This is a genomic window from Streptomyces sp. NPDC046215, from assembly GCF_040646215.1.
Lineage (GTDB): Bacteria > Actinomycetota > Actinomycetes > Streptomycetales > Streptomycetaceae > Streptomyces > Streptomyces stramineus.
The window spans coordinates 22,573-39,543 of record NZ_JBEYZW010000029.1 but is presented as its reverse complement, the minus strand read 5'-3'; the positions used below and the strand labels follow the sequence as shown (position 1 = coordinate 39,543).

11 protein-coding genes and 6 pseudogenes are annotated in these 16,971 nt (G+C 70.3%); 6 read left to right on the top strand and 11 right to left on the bottom strand.

Features of this window, described 5'->3' with window-relative positions:
- Nucleotides 1-34 precede the first annotated feature (34 nt).
- Nucleotides 35-1,819, top strand: coding sequence for an FAD-dependent oxidoreductase (locus tag ABZ951_RS15335; RefSeq protein ID WP_344088369.1), 1,785 nt, complete (start codon nt 35-37; stop codon nt 1,817-1,819).
- 297 nt (nt 1,820-2,116) lie between these two features.
- Nucleotides 2,117-2,935 (top strand): lipase family protein, encoded by an 819-nt coding sequence (locus tag ABZ951_RS15330; protein ID WP_344088234.1) that lies wholly within the window; start codon nt 2,117-2,119, stop codon nt 2,933-2,935.
- Between the two features lie 174 nt (nt 2,936-3,109).
- On the opposite strand, the gene ABZ951_RS15325 is transcribed toward ABZ951_RS15330, so the two are convergent.
- The 3 genes and pseudogenes from ABZ951_RS15325 to ABZ951_RS15315 form a co-directional block, all read right to left on the bottom strand.
- Nucleotides 3,110-4,147, bottom strand: a complete 1,038-nt coding sequence (locus tag ABZ951_RS15325; RefSeq protein ID WP_344088231.1) for a CU044_5270 family protein — start codon at nt 4,145-4,147, stop codon at nt 3,110-3,112.
- On the bottom strand, nt 4,144-4,758 hold the full coding sequence (locus tag ABZ951_RS15320) for an RNA polymerase sigma factor (RefSeq protein WP_344088366.1): 615 nt from the start codon (nt 4,756-4,758) through the stop codon (nt 4,144-4,146). The genes ABZ951_RS15325 and ABZ951_RS15320 overlap by 4 nt, the downstream gene beginning before the upstream one ends.
- Nucleotides 4,759-5,004: 246 nt before the next feature.
- Nucleotides 5,005-5,118: pseudogene (locus tag ABZ951_RS15315) on the bottom strand (NADP-dependent oxidoreductase); the annotation flags it as partial.
- Between the two features lie 52 nt (nt 5,119-5,170).
- On the opposite strand from ABZ951_RS15315, the pseudogene ABZ951_RS15310 reads away from it, so the two are divergent.
- Together ABZ951_RS15310 and ABZ951_RS15305 are read left to right on the top strand one after the other, a co-directional pair.
- A pseudogene (locus tag ABZ951_RS15310) lies at nt 5,171-5,317 on the top strand (AraC family transcriptional regulator); the annotation flags it as partial.
- Between the two features lie 83 nt (nt 5,318-5,400).
- Nucleotides 5,401-5,982: pseudogene (locus ABZ951_RS15305) on the top strand (transposase); the annotation flags it as partial.
- A 348-nt stretch (nt 5,983-6,330) separates the two neighbouring features.
- Here ABZ951_RS15305 and ABZ951_RS15300 read toward each other — a convergent pair.
- Together ABZ951_RS15300 and ABZ951_RS15295 are read right to left on the bottom strand one after the other, a co-directional pair.
- Complete coding sequence (locus ABZ951_RS15300) at nt 6,331-6,678, bottom strand: hypothetical protein (RefSeq protein WP_344088363.1); 348 nt, start codon at nt 6,676-6,678, stop codon at nt 6,331-6,333.
- Nucleotides 6,679-6,821: 143 nt separating this feature from the next.
- Nucleotides 6,822-6,920: pseudogene (locus ABZ951_RS15295) on the bottom strand (IS5/IS1182 family transposase); the annotation flags it as partial.
- A gap of 391 nt (nt 6,921-7,311) precedes the next feature.
- Between ABZ951_RS15295 and ABZ951_RS15290 the strand changes: the two are divergent.
- A pseudogene (locus tag ABZ951_RS15290) lies at nt 7,312-7,488 on the top strand (transcriptional regulator); the annotation flags it as partial.
- 343 nt (nt 7,489-7,831) lie between these two features.
- Here ABZ951_RS15290 and ABZ951_RS15285 read toward each other — a convergent pair.
- On the bottom strand, nt 7,832-8,788 hold the full coding sequence (locus ABZ951_RS15285) for an NADP-dependent oxidoreductase (RefSeq protein WP_344088228.1): 957 nt from the start codon (nt 8,786-8,788) through the stop codon (nt 7,832-7,834).
- Nucleotides 8,789-8,859: 71 nt separating this feature from the next.
- Here ABZ951_RS15285 and ABZ951_RS15280 point away from each other — a divergent pair, with 71 nt between their 5' ends.
- Complete coding sequence (locus ABZ951_RS15280; RefSeq protein WP_344088224.1) at nt 8,860-9,804, top strand: helix-turn-helix domain-containing protein; 945 nt, start codon at nt 8,860-8,862, stop codon at nt 9,802-9,804.
- Here ABZ951_RS15280 and ABZ951_RS15275 read toward each other — a convergent pair.
- The 5 genes and pseudogenes from ABZ951_RS15275 to ABZ951_RS15255 all read right to left on the bottom strand — a co-directional run.
- Nucleotides 9,785-10,060: pseudogene (locus tag ABZ951_RS15275) on the bottom strand (transposase); the annotation flags it as partial. The gene ABZ951_RS15280 and the pseudogene ABZ951_RS15275 sit on opposite strands and share 20 nt — an antisense overlap.
- A 484-nt stretch (nt 10,061-10,544) precedes the next feature.
- The gene (locus tag ABZ951_RS15270) at nt 10,545-12,485 is read right to left on the bottom strand and encodes a GAF domain-containing protein (RefSeq protein ID WP_344088221.1); all 1,941 of its coding nucleotides are present in this window, start codon (nt 12,483-12,485) and stop codon (nt 10,545-10,547) included.
- A 144-nt stretch (nt 12,486-12,629) separates the two neighbouring features.
- Nucleotides 12,630-14,030 (bottom strand): MFS transporter, encoded by a 1,401-nt coding sequence (locus ABZ951_RS15265; RefSeq protein WP_344088218.1) that lies wholly within the window; start codon nt 14,028-14,030, stop codon nt 12,630-12,632.
- 76 nt (nt 14,031-14,106) lie between these two features.
- Complete coding sequence (locus tag ABZ951_RS15260) at nt 14,107-14,919, bottom strand: 3-hydroxybutyrate dehydrogenase (RefSeq protein ID WP_344088215.1); 813 nt, start codon at nt 14,917-14,919, stop codon at nt 14,107-14,109.
- A 182-nt stretch (nt 14,920-15,101) separates the two neighbouring features.
- On the bottom strand, nt 15,102-16,532 hold the full coding sequence (locus ABZ951_RS15255; protein ID WP_344088212.1) for a 3-hydroxybutyrate oligomer hydrolase family protein: 1,431 nt from the start codon (nt 16,530-16,532) through the stop codon (nt 15,102-15,104).
- Between the last annotated feature and the right edge of the window lie 439 nt (nt 16,533-16,971).

Genomic DNA, 16,971 nt, shown 5'->3' with positions numbered 1-16,971 from the left:
CCGTGAGCCGCCGGATCGTTGCCCCGGCATGGGTATGCCGGAGGGGCAACGGACACGGCGTCAATTCCTGGGTACGGCGGCGGCCGTCGGCAGCGGGGCGGCCCTCACGGCGGCGGGAGGCGCCGGGGCCGCCGGCCGCGGCGGTCCCGGTCGCAGCGTGGCCGTCCTCGGTGGCGGCGTCGCCGGGCTCAGCGCGGCCCAGGAGCTCGCCGAGCGCGGCTACCGAGTCACCGTCTACGAGCGCAACACCGCTCTGGGCGGTAAGGCCCGCAGTATCGACGTACCGGGCACCGGTGGCGGCGGGCGCCGCCCCCTGCCGGGCGAGCACGGATTCCGCTTCTTCCCCGGCTTCTACCGCAACCTCCCCGACACCCTGCGCCGTATCCCCCTCCCGGACGGCTCCGGAACGGTCCACGGGAACCTGGTGAACGCGACCGACGGCCTGGTGGTCCACACCGGCGGCCGCCCCGACGCGAAGGTGCCCTTTCGCACGCTCCTCGCCCCGCCCCACCCTTCGTCGCTGCTGCCCGACGCCCTGCTGCGGACCCTGACCGGTGCGCTGGACACCGTTTTGCACCTGCCACCCGCCGAGATCGCCTACTTCGCGGGCCGCCTGCTGGTCCACCTCACCAGTTGCGAGCAGCGCCGCCTCGGCCAATGGGAGCGGGTGCCCTGGTGGGACTTCATCCGGGCCGACCGCATGTCAGAGGACTACCAGCACCTGTTCGGCACCGGCATGACCCGCAACCTCGTCGCCATCAAGGCCGAGGAGGCCAGCACCCGCACGGTGGCCCGCATCCTCCAGGCTTTCCTCTACAACGCCCTGAACAGAGGGAACGACGGAGAGGTGGACCGCGTCCTCAACGCACCGACCAACGAGGCATGGATCTCCCCCTGGGTGCACCACCTGCGCTCCCTGGGCGTCCGTTTCGAACTGGCCAGTGAAGTCCGGGAGGTGCTGTACGACGGAGGCCGTGTCACCGGCGTCCGCCTGGGGGCCCCGCACGGCGGAGCACACCGCTCCGTCACCGCCGACCACTACATCAGCGCCCTGCCCGTCGAGCACGCCCGCATGACCTGGGGCCACGCGTTGCGTGCGGCGGATCCCCGGCTCAGGCGCTGCGACCGGCTCCGCACGGACTGGATGGTCGGCGTGCAGTACTACCTGCGCACCCGCACGCCCATCGTCTACGGGCACACCAACCACGTCGACTCGCCCTGGGCGCTCACCACCATCAGCCAGGCCCAGTTCTGGCCTGGCCGTGACTTCCGGACGGACTACGGCGACGGCCGGGTCGCCGACTGCCTGTCCGTGTGCGTCTCGGAGTGGCAGAAGCCGGGGATCCTCTACGGGAAGCCGGCGATCCGCTGCACGCGCGAAGAAGTGGCACGCGAGGTGTGGGCGCAGATGAAGGCGGGGTTGAATGACACCGGCCGTCAGGTTCTGGACGACGGAGACGTTCACGCGTGGTTCATGGACCCGGCGGTCACCGGCCTGGGCGGCCCCTCGCCGGCCAACCGTGAGCAGCTCTTCATTCACCCCGTGGGCACCTGGTTCGACCGCCCGCCGAGCCGTACGGCGGTGCCGAACTTCTTCCTGGCCGGCGACTACGTTGCCACCGACATCGACCTCGCCACGATGGAGGGTGCGAACGAGTCCGCGCGGCGCGCGGTCAACGCCCTACTGGAGGCGGACGGTTCCGACGCTCCGCGCTGCCGCGTCTGGCCGCTGTACCGCCCGCCGGAGCTGGAACCGCTCCACCAGCAGGACGAGGCCCGCTACCGGGCTGGTCGGCCGAACGTGTTCGACCTGGGCTGAGCCTGCTTCTTGCACGAAGCGGCCACCGGGTCACTCGCGTTCGTGCACGTTCTCGCAGCGCCACAGGGTCCACGTCGGCGTCCGGTTGCGGGACGGGGCGGGGCGGGGCGGGGGCTGGGCGCAGCGATGGTGCCGGACGCCGGGGCGGTGCCGCGGTGGGTGGGGAGCCGGGTGAATCCGTGCCGGTGCTCGGAGGGTCTGGGCAACACGGGCGGGCCGGTCCAAGACATTGCAACCCTGAGTGACTATCGTCACTCTTCGTATCGGTCCGGTCGTTCGTTGTTCGAGAGGATCGTCATGACGACTGCCGTCATCGACCACACCGCCACCGGCTACAGCGTCGGCCATGCCCTGGGCATGGCCCGCGCGGCAGAGCTCGCCTACCAGGACGAGCAAACCATCGAGGCCACCGCGCGGGAATGGGGCTTCGAGAGAGTCCGCCACCACCACACGACGTTCAGTCCGCCCTTCCCCCTACAGGACACGCAGGCGTACACCATGGCCAGCCCGCGGATGATCATCACTGCCTTCCGCGGCACGCAGCCGGTGGAGATGCGCGACTGGCTCTCCGACACCACCACCCCGCCGTGGCCCGGCCCGGGCAAGACCGGCTTCATCCACTACGGCTTCGGCGAAGCCCTGAACAGCGCATGGCCGAAGATCCGAGGCGCCATCGACGAGTTCCGCGACAACGGCCAGACCCTGTGGTTCACCGGCCACAGCCTCGGCGGAGCTCTGGCGATGCTGGCCGCCGCCCGTCTGCACTTCGAGGAGCCCAACCTCACTGCTGACGGCGTCTACACCTTCGGCCAGCCGCGCACCTGCGACCGCACCCTGGCCCGCGCCTACGACCATGCCTTCACCCAGCGCATGTACCGCTTCGTCAACAACAACGACATCGTCCCCCAACTCCCGCCCGAGCCGGTCTTCCACCACGTCGACGCGCTGCGCTACATCGACTCCAACGGCACCGTCCGCGACAAGATGCCCGTGATCGGCGGGCTGCTGGACCGCGCCAAGGGTGCCACCGCTGACATGCTCGCCCCCGCCTCCGACGGCGTACGTGACCACCTGATGAAGGGCTACATCGCCGCCCTGGAGAAGAACCGGCACTGAACCTGGCTTCGGAGAAACCGGACGGGTCATTCCGAACGGCGGACGGCCGACCGTTCCCTCTGCGCCGCCCGTCTGATCACCCGGCTGCGCCGCCGGGCGCCGGGACGGCGGCGGAGCCGGCGTGAGGGGCGCCGCGCGGGAGCGCGGCTGACGGAGGCGCCCCCTGCACCACGCTCAGAGCGTCGTGCCGTCGGGGAGCTCCTTCTTCGCGTTGACCACGGCCCGCTTGATGACCACGGTCTCGTGGGTGATGGCGCCGGATTCGAGGCCCCGATAAGGCTTGACCAGCACGTCGCGCTGGCCGAGGTACCCATAGGTGTTCCTGTCGAAGATCCACTCCTGGCGGCTGACCGGCCCGGTGTGAGTGATCGCGACAGCGGTCCGGCCGGTCGCGTCGACGACGTTGTCCACGAGCTTGACGCCCGGGATCTTGGCGGCGGCTTTGAACAGCGCGGCGCTGATGTCCGGTGCCGCGATTTGCTCCTCCAGCAGCTGGCCCACCTCCTCGAACGCTGTCCGATCGGCCGACGGGTCGCCCATCCTGCCCCACCGGTAGAGGCGCTTGAGCAGGGCGTCGGGGTCGGTGGGAAGCGCCTTGACGCTGTTGTAGGAGCCCCGGTCGGTGACGTCATCAGGACGGTCGAGGTCGAGGTCCTCGCCGTTCTTGTCCATGAATTCATGGCCGGGCTCGTAGACGAAATTCCTGAGGCCGTCGGGCGAGTGCCAGACCTGGCGCGAGCGCAGCGGAGTCACCACGAGCTTCTCCTTGCCGCCCGCCCTGTCGACCCGCCCGCCCCTCACCTTGCTCTCCACGTAGATGTACTGGTCCTGCCGGGGCTCCAGGGCCGGCTGCCGGGCTGCCGCGAGGGAGATGCGGTCGACGGTCGTCGACAGTCCTGTGGTGGTGCCGGGTTCCAGCTTCGCGCCGGCCGTCGGCGGGCGGGTGTCCGTACCCGAGGCACCCGGACCGCCCGGGGCCACGAGCACGGCGCCCGCCACCACGGCCGCGGCAGCCGGGAGCGCGATCCAGGCCGTGCGGTGCGCACGGGAGCGCGGTGCGCACGGGGTGGTTCGGCGCGCCTCGGCCCACAGGGCCTCTTCGAGCAGGTCCTGCCGCGCCTTGGGCAGGGCGGTCTCGGCCTGCGGCGGGAGCAGGAGGTCGAAGTCACGGAGGTCGAGCGGCTCTTGGGGTCGCCGGGAGATGCTCATCATCGGTTCCACTTCTCGTTCGGCCGGTTCAGGTGCAGGGGGAGGAACTGGGCACGCCGGGACGCCGTCTCGTCGGCGTGCTGCCGGAGTTCGTGTTCGGCGAGCTTGCGCAGACGCTCACGGGCCCGGAACAGCCGCGACCGTACGGTGCCGACGGCCACGCCCAGGGCCTCGGCCGCTTCCGCGTAGCTCAGGCCGGACCACACACAGAGGATGACGACCTCGCGCTCCGGCCGACGCAGCTTCCCCAGGGCGTTCTTCGCGGCGGTGAGCTGTTCGGCGTCCGCCATCCTGCCCACCACCTCACCCGCGATGTCCGGCACGGCTTCCTTGGCGGGCATGCGGGCCAGGGCCTTCTGATGGCGGCGGGCGGCACGGTTGGTGTTGCGCTGGACGTTCACCGCGATGCCCATCAGCCAGGCCTTCGCGCCGTCCGGCTCCTCGGGAAGCCTGTCGCGAAGGCGCCAGGCCTCAAGGAACGTAAGCGAAACGACGTCCTCGGCGGTGGCCCAGTCGCCGGTGGCACGGATGGCATAGCGGTGGACGAGCTGGGCGTGCGAGCGGAAGAGACAGCGGAAGGAGTCCGGGTCGCCGTCCCTGATGCGGGTGTGTATTGACGTCACGTCTGGATATGTCCGATGGAAGGTACGAGTTCCCATGATGTGGGTCACACGACGGGACGGAAGTGCCCTGAGCGCGACGCAGGACAGGGCCGAGTACGAGCTGTTGTGGATCATCCCCAGCGGGACGGTCTACGGCGGAGCCCAGGCCGTGCTGGGGGCGGTGCTCACGCTGCCACGGGTGCGTTGGGCTGCTTCCACCGGTCGGCCCGCATCCGCATCGCCGCCACCGCGTCTGGGAATGAGGACCTCGCCAGGCCCGGGCGCCGGGCGCGGCAGCCGGACCTCCTTGAGCACCCCGGGTCCGCCGAGGATGTTCTGGGTGATCGCGCGCATGGAGGTGATGTCGTTCATGCGCCTCAGCCTGCGGTGTCCGCGTGCCCGGCGGCAGTGGCACGAATGGTTTGCACGGATCCCGGCCGGGGCGCGCATCGTGTCCATCTGCACCGGCGCGTTCGCCCTCGCCGCGGCCGGGCGGCTCGACGGGCGTCCGGCCACCACGCATTGGAAGCTGGCGGCCCGGTTCCGGGAACTGTTCCCCGAGGTGGCCCTGGGCGTGCTGCGTGCAGATTGAGGGACCATTTTTGGCGATTCCGGAGGGTGTCCTGCGAGGCCCGGGCCGGGACGGCGAGGTCGCTGTCGGCTGATGGCGAGCTGTCACGCTTTCGGACGGCCTTCTACGGATGTCTGTCCGCACGGGCGGACGCGTTCTTCGAACTGGCCGACGCGCTGCTGTGCGCGGACGGACCGACGCGGACGCCGGTCGAGTTGTCGCTGCCGGCCGAGCACCGGCGGGGATAGGGCTCACTGTACGGGGCCTTGAACCGAGGTCACTTCTTCACCGATGCCCTGCAGGACCTGCTGATATCGCTGCCGCTGCCGCGATTCGCCGGGCGGCTCGTCCTCACGGTGGACGTATCCCCGTGGCTGCGCTCGGACGCGGCCTGCTCGCCGGAGCGGCTGTTCTGCCGCGTCCACGACCGCCTCAAAGCGGCCACGCAGATCATTCCGGGCTCGCCGTACTCGTGCGTCGCGGCGCTCACGCCGGACCTCACCTCGTGGACCGCCGTGCTGGACGCGGTCCGCCTCGGGCCCGCCGACGACGTTGTGGCCGTCACGGCAGACCAGCTTCGGCAGGTGGTACAGCGGCTGATCGCGGCCGGGCAGTGGCGGCACGGAGACCGGGACGTACTGATCGTGATGGACGCCGGCTATGACGTGGCGTGGGACCGGGTCCACCGCCGACTCACCCCCCGCTCGGCCTGTTCGGATAACTTCCCTGGTCTAGGGCAGGTGAGCCGCCTCAAGGCCGATCACCTGCCCGGCGCCGTCGCGCCAGGCGACCGCGACGCACCACCGGTCTGGCTGGGTTCTCCGCGACCGGCGCCACCGAGGACGACGTCGAATTCCTCTGGTGAGCCCTACGCCGCAGCCTGCTCTACGCGCGCGCCACCTGGCCGCGCAGACCAAACAGACATGGGGAAGTGCCCGTATCCCATGCGCATCCTGCAGCGGTTGTTCCTCGGGACGGCATCGCGTCTCCTTCGTCACCGCCACCAGTGCAGGTCAAGCCGTCAGCCACGAAGATCGCCAGATGATGGTCAGTCGCAATCTGATCATCCGTCGTTCGGGTTGTCGGCCATAACCCCGCCGCGCCCGGCCTGTTACCCCTGCTTCGGGGATACCGGGTCGGCGTGGTGCTTCAAGTCTCAGGTGTCGGTCACCATTGACGGGCTGTAGGTCCGCGGTGACCAGACGCGCGAGCTCCTCGGCGCCGTCGACGTCATAGGCGCCCTCGGCGAGACGTCGTCGCAGCAGGCCGGCGAGCTGCTCGGCTATCTCGGGAAAAACGTAATGCCCGGTCAGCAGCCGGGCCGAGTGGCGGCCTCCGCGAAACTGCCCCTGACCACCCACCACCCCGCTACACTCCAGCCGCCCAGCCAAAACCGCAAGTCAGACAGCGAAATCCTGCTGATGTACCAGGGCCTGTCCGGCGGACCATGGGGGCGCACCACCGCTGCGCGGCGGTGCGCTCAGGCGCTGGACGGGCTTGAATCCCTGCGGTGGGTCTGCCACCGCCCGCCCCGCCCGCCGTTCTGCGGCAGGTGCGGCGTCAGCCGGGCCTACTTTGCATCGGATAGATCACCCCGTCCCACAACGGTGGCAAGGACATGGGCGCCGTCCAGTCACCAGCCCCGTCGGACACTGCCTAATCCGCCAGCGAAGTGACCTGAACCACTCAAGCTTGGTTGGCGCTGCTCAACCTACGTTGTCACAGGACAGCATGACCCGTCCGGCTCAGTGCGCACGGTGCATCATCCGGCCCGGCACGTCTTCGCGGCAGTGCTCTCTGGCAGCAGCCGGCAGCCTCCAAACGACAGGAGAGCGCCTTCTCACGGTTTCGCCGTGACCGCGGGGTCTGAGGGCGTGTGCCGCGGGGCGGCAGAGGCGGTGGTCCGGCTGCTGTCCGGCGTAGGTAGGGTCGTGATCAGCCGTTGCGGTGTATGGGGACACCGCAACGGCTTGCTGACTCCTGGCAGGCACTGCCCGCTCCAGCGGCTGGCGGAGTATCGAACGATGAATGTCCGCCGCTGGGACAAGATCGTCACCTCCTGGGCGGCCGGCGACCAGCAGGGCCTGGACGATGCGTGGCCCACCGAGGTACTCCCTGACCTGGGCTCGCAGTGGGGCCAGTACGAGTACGTCACCAACATCGGCTTCGCCGTACAGCGGGTGCGGAGGATCACGGGCTCCCCCGTCTTCGTCCGGAAGCCTGGTTGTCCACGCAGGGAGTCCGTGCGGCCAGGTGTCACTGGCCGCTCTCCATGAGGGGGCCGGCTCGAGCTACGACGGAGCGTCGGGGAAGTCGCCGTCGGTCAGAATGAGTTGAGCCTGGCTGCAGCGCGGTCCGTACGTCAGGACTGGCTTACGGGCCTTCACCGGAACCCGGGGGGCCGTTGCAGGTCTTGAGGGAAGGGACCCTCGTATTCCGGGGAACTCCCCGGGCAGGGGCGGCCCGGGCAATGGTCCTCGGGGGCGTTCCCCTCCTGGTGGCCGCCCGCCCTCTTCACCGCACGGTCAGCACCAGCTTTCCCGCGGTGCGGCCCGTGTCGCCGAGCTCATGCGCCTTGGCCGCGTGCGCCAGCTCGAACGTGCCGGCGATCTCGGCGCGCAGTCGGCCGTCTGCCGCGAGTTGGGCGATGGCTGTCATCCCGGCGTGGTCGTTTTCCACCAGCATGACCTCTGCGTGCACGCCGAGGCGGGAAGCCTCTGCCGTGAGCGCCGGGATCCCGTCGTCGAGCCGGAGGGACACCAGGATGCCGCCCGGGCGCAGGCTGCGCAGGGAGTGGATTGCATGGTCGCTGCCTTGGGAGTCCAGGACGACGTCGACGTCGCGGACTGCCTTGCTGATGTCTGTGGTGCGGTAGTCGAGGACCTGATCGGCACCCAGGGCGCGCACGAAGTCGTGCTTGGCGGCGCTTGCGGTGCCGGTTACGTGTGCCCCACGGGCCTTGGCGATCTGCACGGCGAGGTGGCCGACGCCGCCGGCCGCCGCGTGGATCAGCACCCGCTGGCCGGCTGCGAGGCAGGCGGTGTCGACGAGGGCCTGCCAGGCAGTGAGGGCGGCCAGTGGCAGGGCACCGGCCTGCACGTGGTCGATGGCGGTCGGTTTGGGAGCGAATGCGCGGGCCGGGCCTGTGACGTATTCGGCATGCGAGCCTGCTCCGTAGGGGTAGGGCAGCATTCCGAAGGCTTCGTCGCCCGGCTTGAAGAGGGTGACGCCGGCGCCGGTCGCCTCGATCACGCCGGAGACGTCCCAGCCGAGGACGAACGGCGGTTCGCCGAGGAAGAGACCGGGGACACTGCGGTGCTTCCAGTCAGTGGGGTTGACCCCGGCGGCGTGTACCCGGACGAGGACCTCGCCGGGCCCGGGCGCCGGGCGCGGCAGCCGGACCTCCTTGAGCACCCCGGGTCCGCCGAGGACGTTCTGGCTGATCGCGCGCATGGTGGTGATGTCGTTCATGCGCCTCAGCCTGCGGTGTCCGCGCGCCCGGCGGCAGTGGCACGAATGCCAATTATCGCTAGGATCGTGCCATGCATCGTGTCGTCGTCCTTGCACTCGAAGGGGTCTATCCGTTCGAGCTCGGCATCCCGCAGCGTGTCTTCGGCACCGCGGACAGCCTCTATGAGGTGGTCACCTGCACCGTCGACGGCCGCCCGGTGCGCACCTCCGCGGACTTCGCGATCACCGCCGAGAGCGGGCCGGAGGCGCTGGCCACCGCAGACACGGTGGTCATCCCGCCGTACGCGTCGGCACCGGCCTCGGCGCGGCTCCCTGCTCCGGTGGCAGACGCGTTTGCACGGATCCCGGCCGGGGCGCGCATCGTGTCCATCTGCACCGGCGCGTTCGCCCTCGCCGCGGCCGGGCGGCTTGACGGGCGTCCGGCCACCACGCATTGGAAGCTGGCGGCCCGGTTCCGGGAACTGTTCCCCGAGGTGGCCCTGGACGCGGGCGTGCTCTTCGTCGACGACGGTAGTGTCCTCACCTCGGCCGGGGCCGCGTCCGGCGTGGATGTGTGCTTGCACCTCGTGCGCAAGGACCACGGCAGCCAGGTGGCAAACCGCGTTGCGCGCCGGTGTGTGGTGCCGCCGTGGCGGGAGGGCGGACAGGCGCAGTACATCGAGCAGCCGGTGCCGGAGCCGTCTGCGGCCGGGACGGCGGCGGCGCGCGAGTGGGCCCTGGGGCGCCTGGACGAGCCGCTGACGCTGGCCGACCTTGCCTGCCAGGCCCGGATGAGCCTGCGGACGTTCGCCCGCCGGTTCCGGGACGAGGCAGGAATGAGCCCGGGGCGGTGGCTGATCCAGCAACGGGTCGCCCGGGCCCGGGAGCTGCTGGAGTCCAGCGACCTGCCCATCGAACAGATCGCCGGCCGGGTGGGCTTCGCGACGCCCGCGTCGCTGCGGCAGCACCTGCACGCCGCGATCGGCGTCTCACCGCAGACCTACCGCCGCACTTTCCGGGCCGTGATGGATCGCTGACCTCGCCCGGGCTGCAACCAAGGCACCGGACCACGTAGTGCAGCCCGCGCTCTTCCAGACCGAGGCGGAAGGCGGCGGTGTCGCCGTAACCGCCGTCGGCGACGGCCAGCGGCACGTCCAGGCCCCACGACCGCGTCTCGTCGACCATGTCCAGGGCCGGCTGCCACTTCTCGGCATGCCCGGTGCCGACGGGGATGCCGCACTCCGAGCGGCGGGCTACCTTGTCCGGATCGGCCTTCGGCGATGCCGCATCCCAGGGACTGGTGGTGATGAAGTGGGCCAGGGATTTTCCAGCCAGCAGGTCGGCGACGGCCTGCCGGTTGACCCCGGAGCCGAGTGCCGCCGCATGCGGCTCAGCCCACGGCCTCCCATGGCGCGGGCGAGGCCGCGGGCGATCTGGCGCACGGCCTCAGCTCCGGCATCCAGGCCGGCCGTCTCGGGCCAGGCTTCCGGATCCGGGGTCAGCTCCTGCGGGTGGCGTGCGCGGGCGCGTCCGCCGACCGTGCTCGCACCGTCTTCTCTGTCGAAGCTGATCAATCCGCGGGCGGCTGCTTGTCCAGCCGCTATTCGTGGACCGTGCTGCTGATCCCGACACGTCTATCTACGTCCTCTCCCGCGCTGCCGCCCTTGAGCCGCCGTCGTGAGGATCACCTGCTGTGAGGCACTTCGCGGTTCCACACTCTCCCAGGAAGTGCCGATGCGGCGAGCCGTTTGTGGCACCGGAGGGCGGCTCATCCGAGTCACTGCTTCAGCTTTTTGTGGCTGTTCAGGCGGTGCAGTCGCAGGGCAAGCTGCAGTTCAAGGGCCCTTGGAGGGCTGTTCCAGTCGGGGCCGAGGAGCTGCGCCACTCGGTCCATTCGCTGGACCACGGTGTTGACGTGCACGTGGAGGGCGTCCTTGGCCTTGGACAGGCTTGCGCCATGGGCGTAGTAAGTGTCGAGGGTGTGGATCAGCTCGGTGCCACGCTGCTGGTCGTATGCCAGCACGGGGCCGAGGAAACGCTCCACGAAGCCGTCGATGTCCGATCGGTCGCCGAGCAGGACGCCGAGGAACCCCAGTGCGGCGATGTCGGCGCCGTCTCCGGTGCGGCCGAGCGCGTGCAGGGCGTTGAGGCAGCGGCAGGCTTCGGCATAGGTGCCCGGGAGCTGTCGGGGGCCGGTGGCCGGCCCGGCTGAGCCCACGGTGACCAGCGCCCCGGCTGCCTGCCCGAGCTCCCGGGCGAGCCGCGCAGCGAGGGCACCAGGCTCCGATGACGGTACGAGGAGGACGACGTGGCCGTCGCGGACCCCCGCCAGCCCGCCCAGCGAGCGGGCCCGGCGTACGGCTTCAGTGAACAGCTGGGCACGCGGCTCGTTGTCGGTGTCCAGGGTGAGCACGGCGTAGGGCTGGGAGAGATTGAGGCCGAGCTTGCGGGCGCGGAGGGTCAGGCTTCCGGTGTCGTGGCGCCTGCCGTGCCGCTCGAACGTGAGCAGGTCATCAAGGAGTTCCCCGCGGACGCGGTCCTCCGCCTCGGCCACGGTGCGGCGCAGTAGCAGCAGGAGGGCGGCAACGAGGGCCGCGCGTTCGAACAGGCGCCGGTCCGCGTCGGCCAGATCCGCGCGTCCGGTCAGGACGATGCTGCCGAGGAGCTCGGGGCCGGCCAGTACGGCGCACACCCAGGTGCTGTCCACCGGGACGGCATGGCCACCGGTGCGCGAGGCAGCGATGCCCTGCGGGGAGGGGGTGAGGGGAGCGGTGCCGGCTCGGGCCATCTCGGTGCCGTCGGAGTCGTGAAGGGCGAGGCCACCGCCCAGCAGAGCGGCGATCTCGCGCACCAGGTCGTCGACACTCCCGCCACGCAGGACCAGGTCGGTGAGCCGGTCGTGAGCGTCGCCGGCGCGGTGCAGCGCCGTGCTGTGGGCACGGGCGGTTTCGTTGGCCGTGTTGAGCTCGACGAGCGCGGAACGGGTTTCCTCCAGCAGGCGCGCGCTGTCGATGGCGACTGCCGCGTGGTCGGCGAGCGAGGTGAGCAGGGCGATGGCGTCCGGGGGGAAGTCGCGGGGGGTGCGGTCCGCGGCGAACAGCACGCCGATGACACGTTTCCCGACGCGTAGGGGGACCCCGAGGATGCCGCACAGCCCTTCCTCCAGCACCGCTTCATCGATGGGGCGGGTGTGTTTGAAGCGAGGGTCCGTGCGGTAATCGGCGCTGGCGTAGGGGCGGGCGGTCTGGGCGACCAGCCCGCCGAGTCCCTCACCCATGCCGAGGCGCAGTTGCTGGAAGCGGGCGGAGACGGAGCCGTCGGTGACGCGCATGAAGGTGTCTTTGGCGACGGGGTCGTTGAGGGACAGATAGGCGACGTCGGTGCCGAGCAGCGTCCTGGCCCGGTGGACGATGGCGCGGAGGACGGCGTCCAGGTCGCGCAGTGCGGCGAGGTCGCTGGCGGTGTCGAAGAGTGCGGCGAGTTCGGCCTCTCGTTTGCGGTGCTGCTCGAGGGTGCGCCGGATCTCCAGCGCGGTCTGTGTGGCTTCTTCCAGCAGTGACCGCTCCTCGGGCGAGAGCTGCTCGGTGGACGCGTCCTCCGGCGTGCGTGTGAACTGCTCGGCGGGTGCTCCGGAGGCCAGCAGGGTGAGCAGCCGTCTCAGGATCACCATCGCGTTCTGGGTCCCTGCGCGGTACGGGCGATCGTTCACGGTGGCCATGGCGGCACTCCTTCCGTCCGGGGGCGGGGGTGACGGACTGACGAACGCGCGCGGTATGCGCTCTCGTGGACGGCGAAGGTGTGCTGATCGCGTTTCGCCGGTTGCCCGCCGCATCCCGTGGCCCGGCGGGCAGAGTACGTCAGCTCACCCAGCATCTGTACCGACGGGCGAAGGCTCCGGCCGACGTGCCTGGTCCGCGGAGCCGGCCGCCATGGCAACAGTGAGGTCCCGGCCGCGGGTTTCCCCGGCGAGGGCGATGGTGATGGTGGTGACCACCGCGGCCAGGCAGAGATACAGGGCGACCGGGGTGGCGGAGTCGTACTCCGCGAGGAGTTCGACCGCGATGATCGGCGCCAGCGCGCCGGCCACGACGGACGCGAGCTGAGAGCCCATCGAAGCCCCTGAGTAGCGGACCTTGGTGTCGAAGAGTTCCGATATGAAGGCGGCCTGCGGACCGTACATGGCGCCGTGCAGCAGCAGGCCGACAGTCACCGCCAGGGTGATCACGGCGAACGACTTCGAATCGAGCAGGGCGAAGAAGGCGAAGGCCCACAGCGCCATGCCGACCGAGCCGATCAGGGTGACCGGCCTGCGGCCGATGCGGTCGGAGAGCGCACCCCACAGAGGGATGGTGACGAAATGGACCGCCGAGGCGATCAGCACGGCGTTCAGTGCGGTGCTCTTGGGGAGCTCGAGGTGCGTGGTGACGTAGACGAGGAGGAAGGCGGTGAGGACGTAGTACGAGATGTTCTCGCCGAACCGGGTGCCGATGGCGGTGAGGACCTCCTTCCAGCTGTGGCGGAACACCTCGATCACCGGGGCCTTCTCCTTGATGCCGCGGGCGGCGCCGGCCCGGGCCTCGGCCTGGGCTGCGAGGAAGACCGGGGACTCGGAGACGGAGACGCGGATCCACAGGCCGAGCAGCACCAGGACGCCGGAGAACAGGAACGGGATGCGCCAGCCCCACGAGATGAACGCTTCCTCCGACTGGACGGCGGCGAGCAGCGCGAGGACACCCGTGGCCAGGAGGTTGCCGCCCGGGGCTCCGGCCTGTGGCCACGAGGCCCAGAAACCACGCCGCTCGTCGCCGCCGTGCTCGGAGACGATGAGCACCGCGCCACCCCATTCACCGCCGAGCGCGAAGCCCTGGATGAGACGGAGCAGGGTGAGCAGGATCGGCGCGCCCACGCCGAGTGTTTCGTAGGTGGGCAGCAGCCCCATGGCGAAGGTGGACCCGCCCATCATGAGCAGGCTGATGACGAGCAGCTTCTTGCGGCCGATCTTGTCACCGAAGTGCCCGAAGACCACTCCGCCCAGCGGCCTGGTGGCGAATCCGATCGCGTAGGTGATGAAGGCGATCAGGGTGCCCACGAGCGGGTCGGCGGTGGGGAAGAAGAGGGTGTTGAACACCAGCGCGGCGGCGGAGCTGTAGAGGAAGAAGTCGTACCACTCGATGGTGGTGCCGATCAGGCTCGCGCCGACGATGCGGGCGATCCCGGTGGAGCGGCCTGGGGCGGCGGGACCGGTGGCCAGGGTTTCAGACATGTGTCACCAGTTTCGTGTGCGGGCAAAGGCATGTGAGGCGAAGGCATGTAAGGCGAAGCAGAGAGGTGGCAGGGGCTCAGTTCGCTCCCCAGCCGCCGTCCATGGGCAGGGAGGCACCGGTGATATAGCTGGTGTGCGGCCCGCACAGCCACAGGGCAGCGGCAGCGACCTCTTCGGCCTCCAGGAGCCGTTTGACCGGGGCGCGTGAGAGCAGGACGTCGGACAGCACGTCGCCGGCGCTGATGCCGTGGGCCGCGGCCTGGTCGTTGATCTGTCCCTCGACCAGAGGAGTGCGGACATAGCCGGGATTCACGCAGTTGCTGGTCACGCCGTGCGGGGCGCCCTCGACGGCGGTGACCTTGCTCAGCCCCTCCAGGGCGTGCTTGGCGGTGACGTAGGCGGATTTGTACGCGCTGGCGCGCAGCCCGTGGACGCTGGAAATGTTGACCACCCGGCCCCATCCGGCGGCGTACATGTGCGGCAGCACACGGCGGATCAGCAGGAACGGGGCTGTGACCATCACCTGCTGCATGAGCGTGAAGCGCTCCGGCGGGAACTCGGGGAGCGGAGCGACGTGCTGTAGCCCGGCGTTGTTGACGAGGACGTCGATGTCCTCGGGCAGTGTGTCGATCACGGCAGGGTCGGCCAGGTCGGCGGTGTGCGCCTTTCCTCCGATGGCTTCGGCGACCGCTGCGGCCTTCTCGGCGTCCAGGTCGACCACGTGGACCTCGGCACCGGCCGCTGCGAGGGCGGCGGCGCATGCCAGACCGATGCCGCTGCCGCCGCCGGTGACCAGGGCGGCGCGACCTGACAGGTCCACGCCTTGCGCGGCCGAGAGGGTCGAGGCGGCCGGCCTCGGTGAACGCGGGGGAATGTATTCGCTGGTCATGGCCGGAAACAGTAGGGTCACCACGCCGGCTCTCCTATGGGGATGACCGCCACAATGACCCGCTTGCAAGTGGCGGACCTCCCTACGTATGCGCCCGGAGTGTCCCGCTCTTCCGCACCAGCCCGCTTCCCTGGAAACACCACGGCCCCGCCGTGACTCCGCTCGCGGCGGGCCATGGCGTGTCAGCGGCCGAGTGGACAGGTAGTCAGGAGCGTGGCCGCGTCGGCTGTGGGCGGGCGGGGCACGGTGCGACCGGCCGGCGGCACCTGGGAACGGACCAGCCACCCCTCCAGGGCGGAGAGGGCCGAGCGGTGGCAGGCGACGAGCGGCCTCAGCCGATCGGGGAAGGCGTCCACCAGGGAGTCGGTGTGGGTCCCGTCCTCAATGCGGTAGTAGCGGTGAAGCCCACCTCGGCCCGCCCGGTGAACCATCCGGGCGTACACATCGGAGTCCCGGCCGATGGGGAGCAGTACGTCCAGGGTGCCGTGGATGGTGATCAAGGGCTTGCCGATGCGGCCGGTCAGGGCGATCCGCTCCACGGCGCGGCGGACTTCCGCGGGGCGGGAGGCGTAGTCGTAGTCCGCGTCGCAGGCCGGGCTCCCCGGGGTGCAGTACGCGGTGCCCGCTTCTGCCGAGCCGTCGAAGCCAGGATCGATCTCCTCGCGATAGACGCGCTGGGTGAGATCCCAGTACACCTTGTGGTGGTACGGCCACAGGAACTCCGACCCGGCCGGATAGCCGGCGGTACGCATCGCGTCACGTGCCGCACCCGCGGCGGGGCCGCCCGCCTCGTACACCGGGTAATGGCGCAGCGCGGACGGCAGGAACGTGAGCGGGTTCGGCCCGTCCGCGCGCCACAGCGTGCCTTCCCAGTCCACGCCGCCGTCATACAGCTCGGGATGGTTCTCCAACTGCCACCGCACCAGGTAGCCACCGTTGGACATGCCGGTCGCCAGGGTCCGGGCGGGTGGGCGGTGATAATGCTGGGCGACCACGGCGCGGGCCGCGCGGGTGAGTTGGGTGAGGCGCGTGTTCCATTCGGCGATGGCGTCACCCGGCCGGTCACCGTCGCGGTGGAAGGCGAGCCCGGTGTTTCCCTTATCGGTGGCGGCGTAGGCGTAGCCGCGGGAGAGTACCCAGTCGGAGATGGCGCGGTCGTTGGCGTACTGCTCACGGTTGCCGGGGGTGCCCGCCACGACCAGGCCGCCGTTCCAGCGGTCGGGCATGCGGATGACGAACTGGGCGTCGTGGTTCCAGCCGTGGTTGGTGTTGGTGGCGGAGGTGTCGGGGAAGTAGCCGTCGATCTGGATACCGGGCACGCCGGCGGGGACGGCGAGGTCCGCGGGGGTGAGTCCTGCCCAGTCGGCGGGGTCGGTGTGGCCGGATTTCACCGTTCCCGCGGTGGTGAGTTCTGTCAGGCAGTCCGCCCGCTGGTGTGCGGCGCCGGGGACAGTGATGCGCGCTAGACCTGCGCAGTGGCGGCCCGGTCCCGAGCCCGCGGCGGTCGGTGTGGCCGCGGCCGTCGGCACGGCGAGGCCCAGAGCGACCAGGGACAGGACGGCCGACGCGGCGCGCCGGCACGGGCGCGACATGGTGGTGAGGTGCGAGAGCATGCAGTACCTCTGCTTCCGAAGGGAGTGACGGGCCGGAGGCTAGGCGGCCACGGCAGGCTTCGGACATGGGTGCGCCCACCACGGTCGTGCCGGTCGAGACGGGTTCCGGCCCCATGCGGAGTGACTGGCCCCCGCTGGTCTCGCCTCGGCCTGCGGGGTCCACGAAGGCGGCATCTGGAGGATCTGCGCGGCTCGGCGACCGGGCTGGCGGACAAGAGTCTCGATCACCGCCCAGCTCACTCACGCCGCGGTTTCCGCGGGCTGCACGGGACACAGCAGCGTACGTGGGCAACACACATTCCGAGCACCCAGCTGTGTTGCCTCGATACAGCTGGATCGGCGATGAGCGGCCCGCCGCCTCCCCGGGTCCCACGAGGTAGGAGCGGCGCCGGCACCTACACGGGAGCCTGTCGATGTGTGGGCCACTTCCATGGAAAAG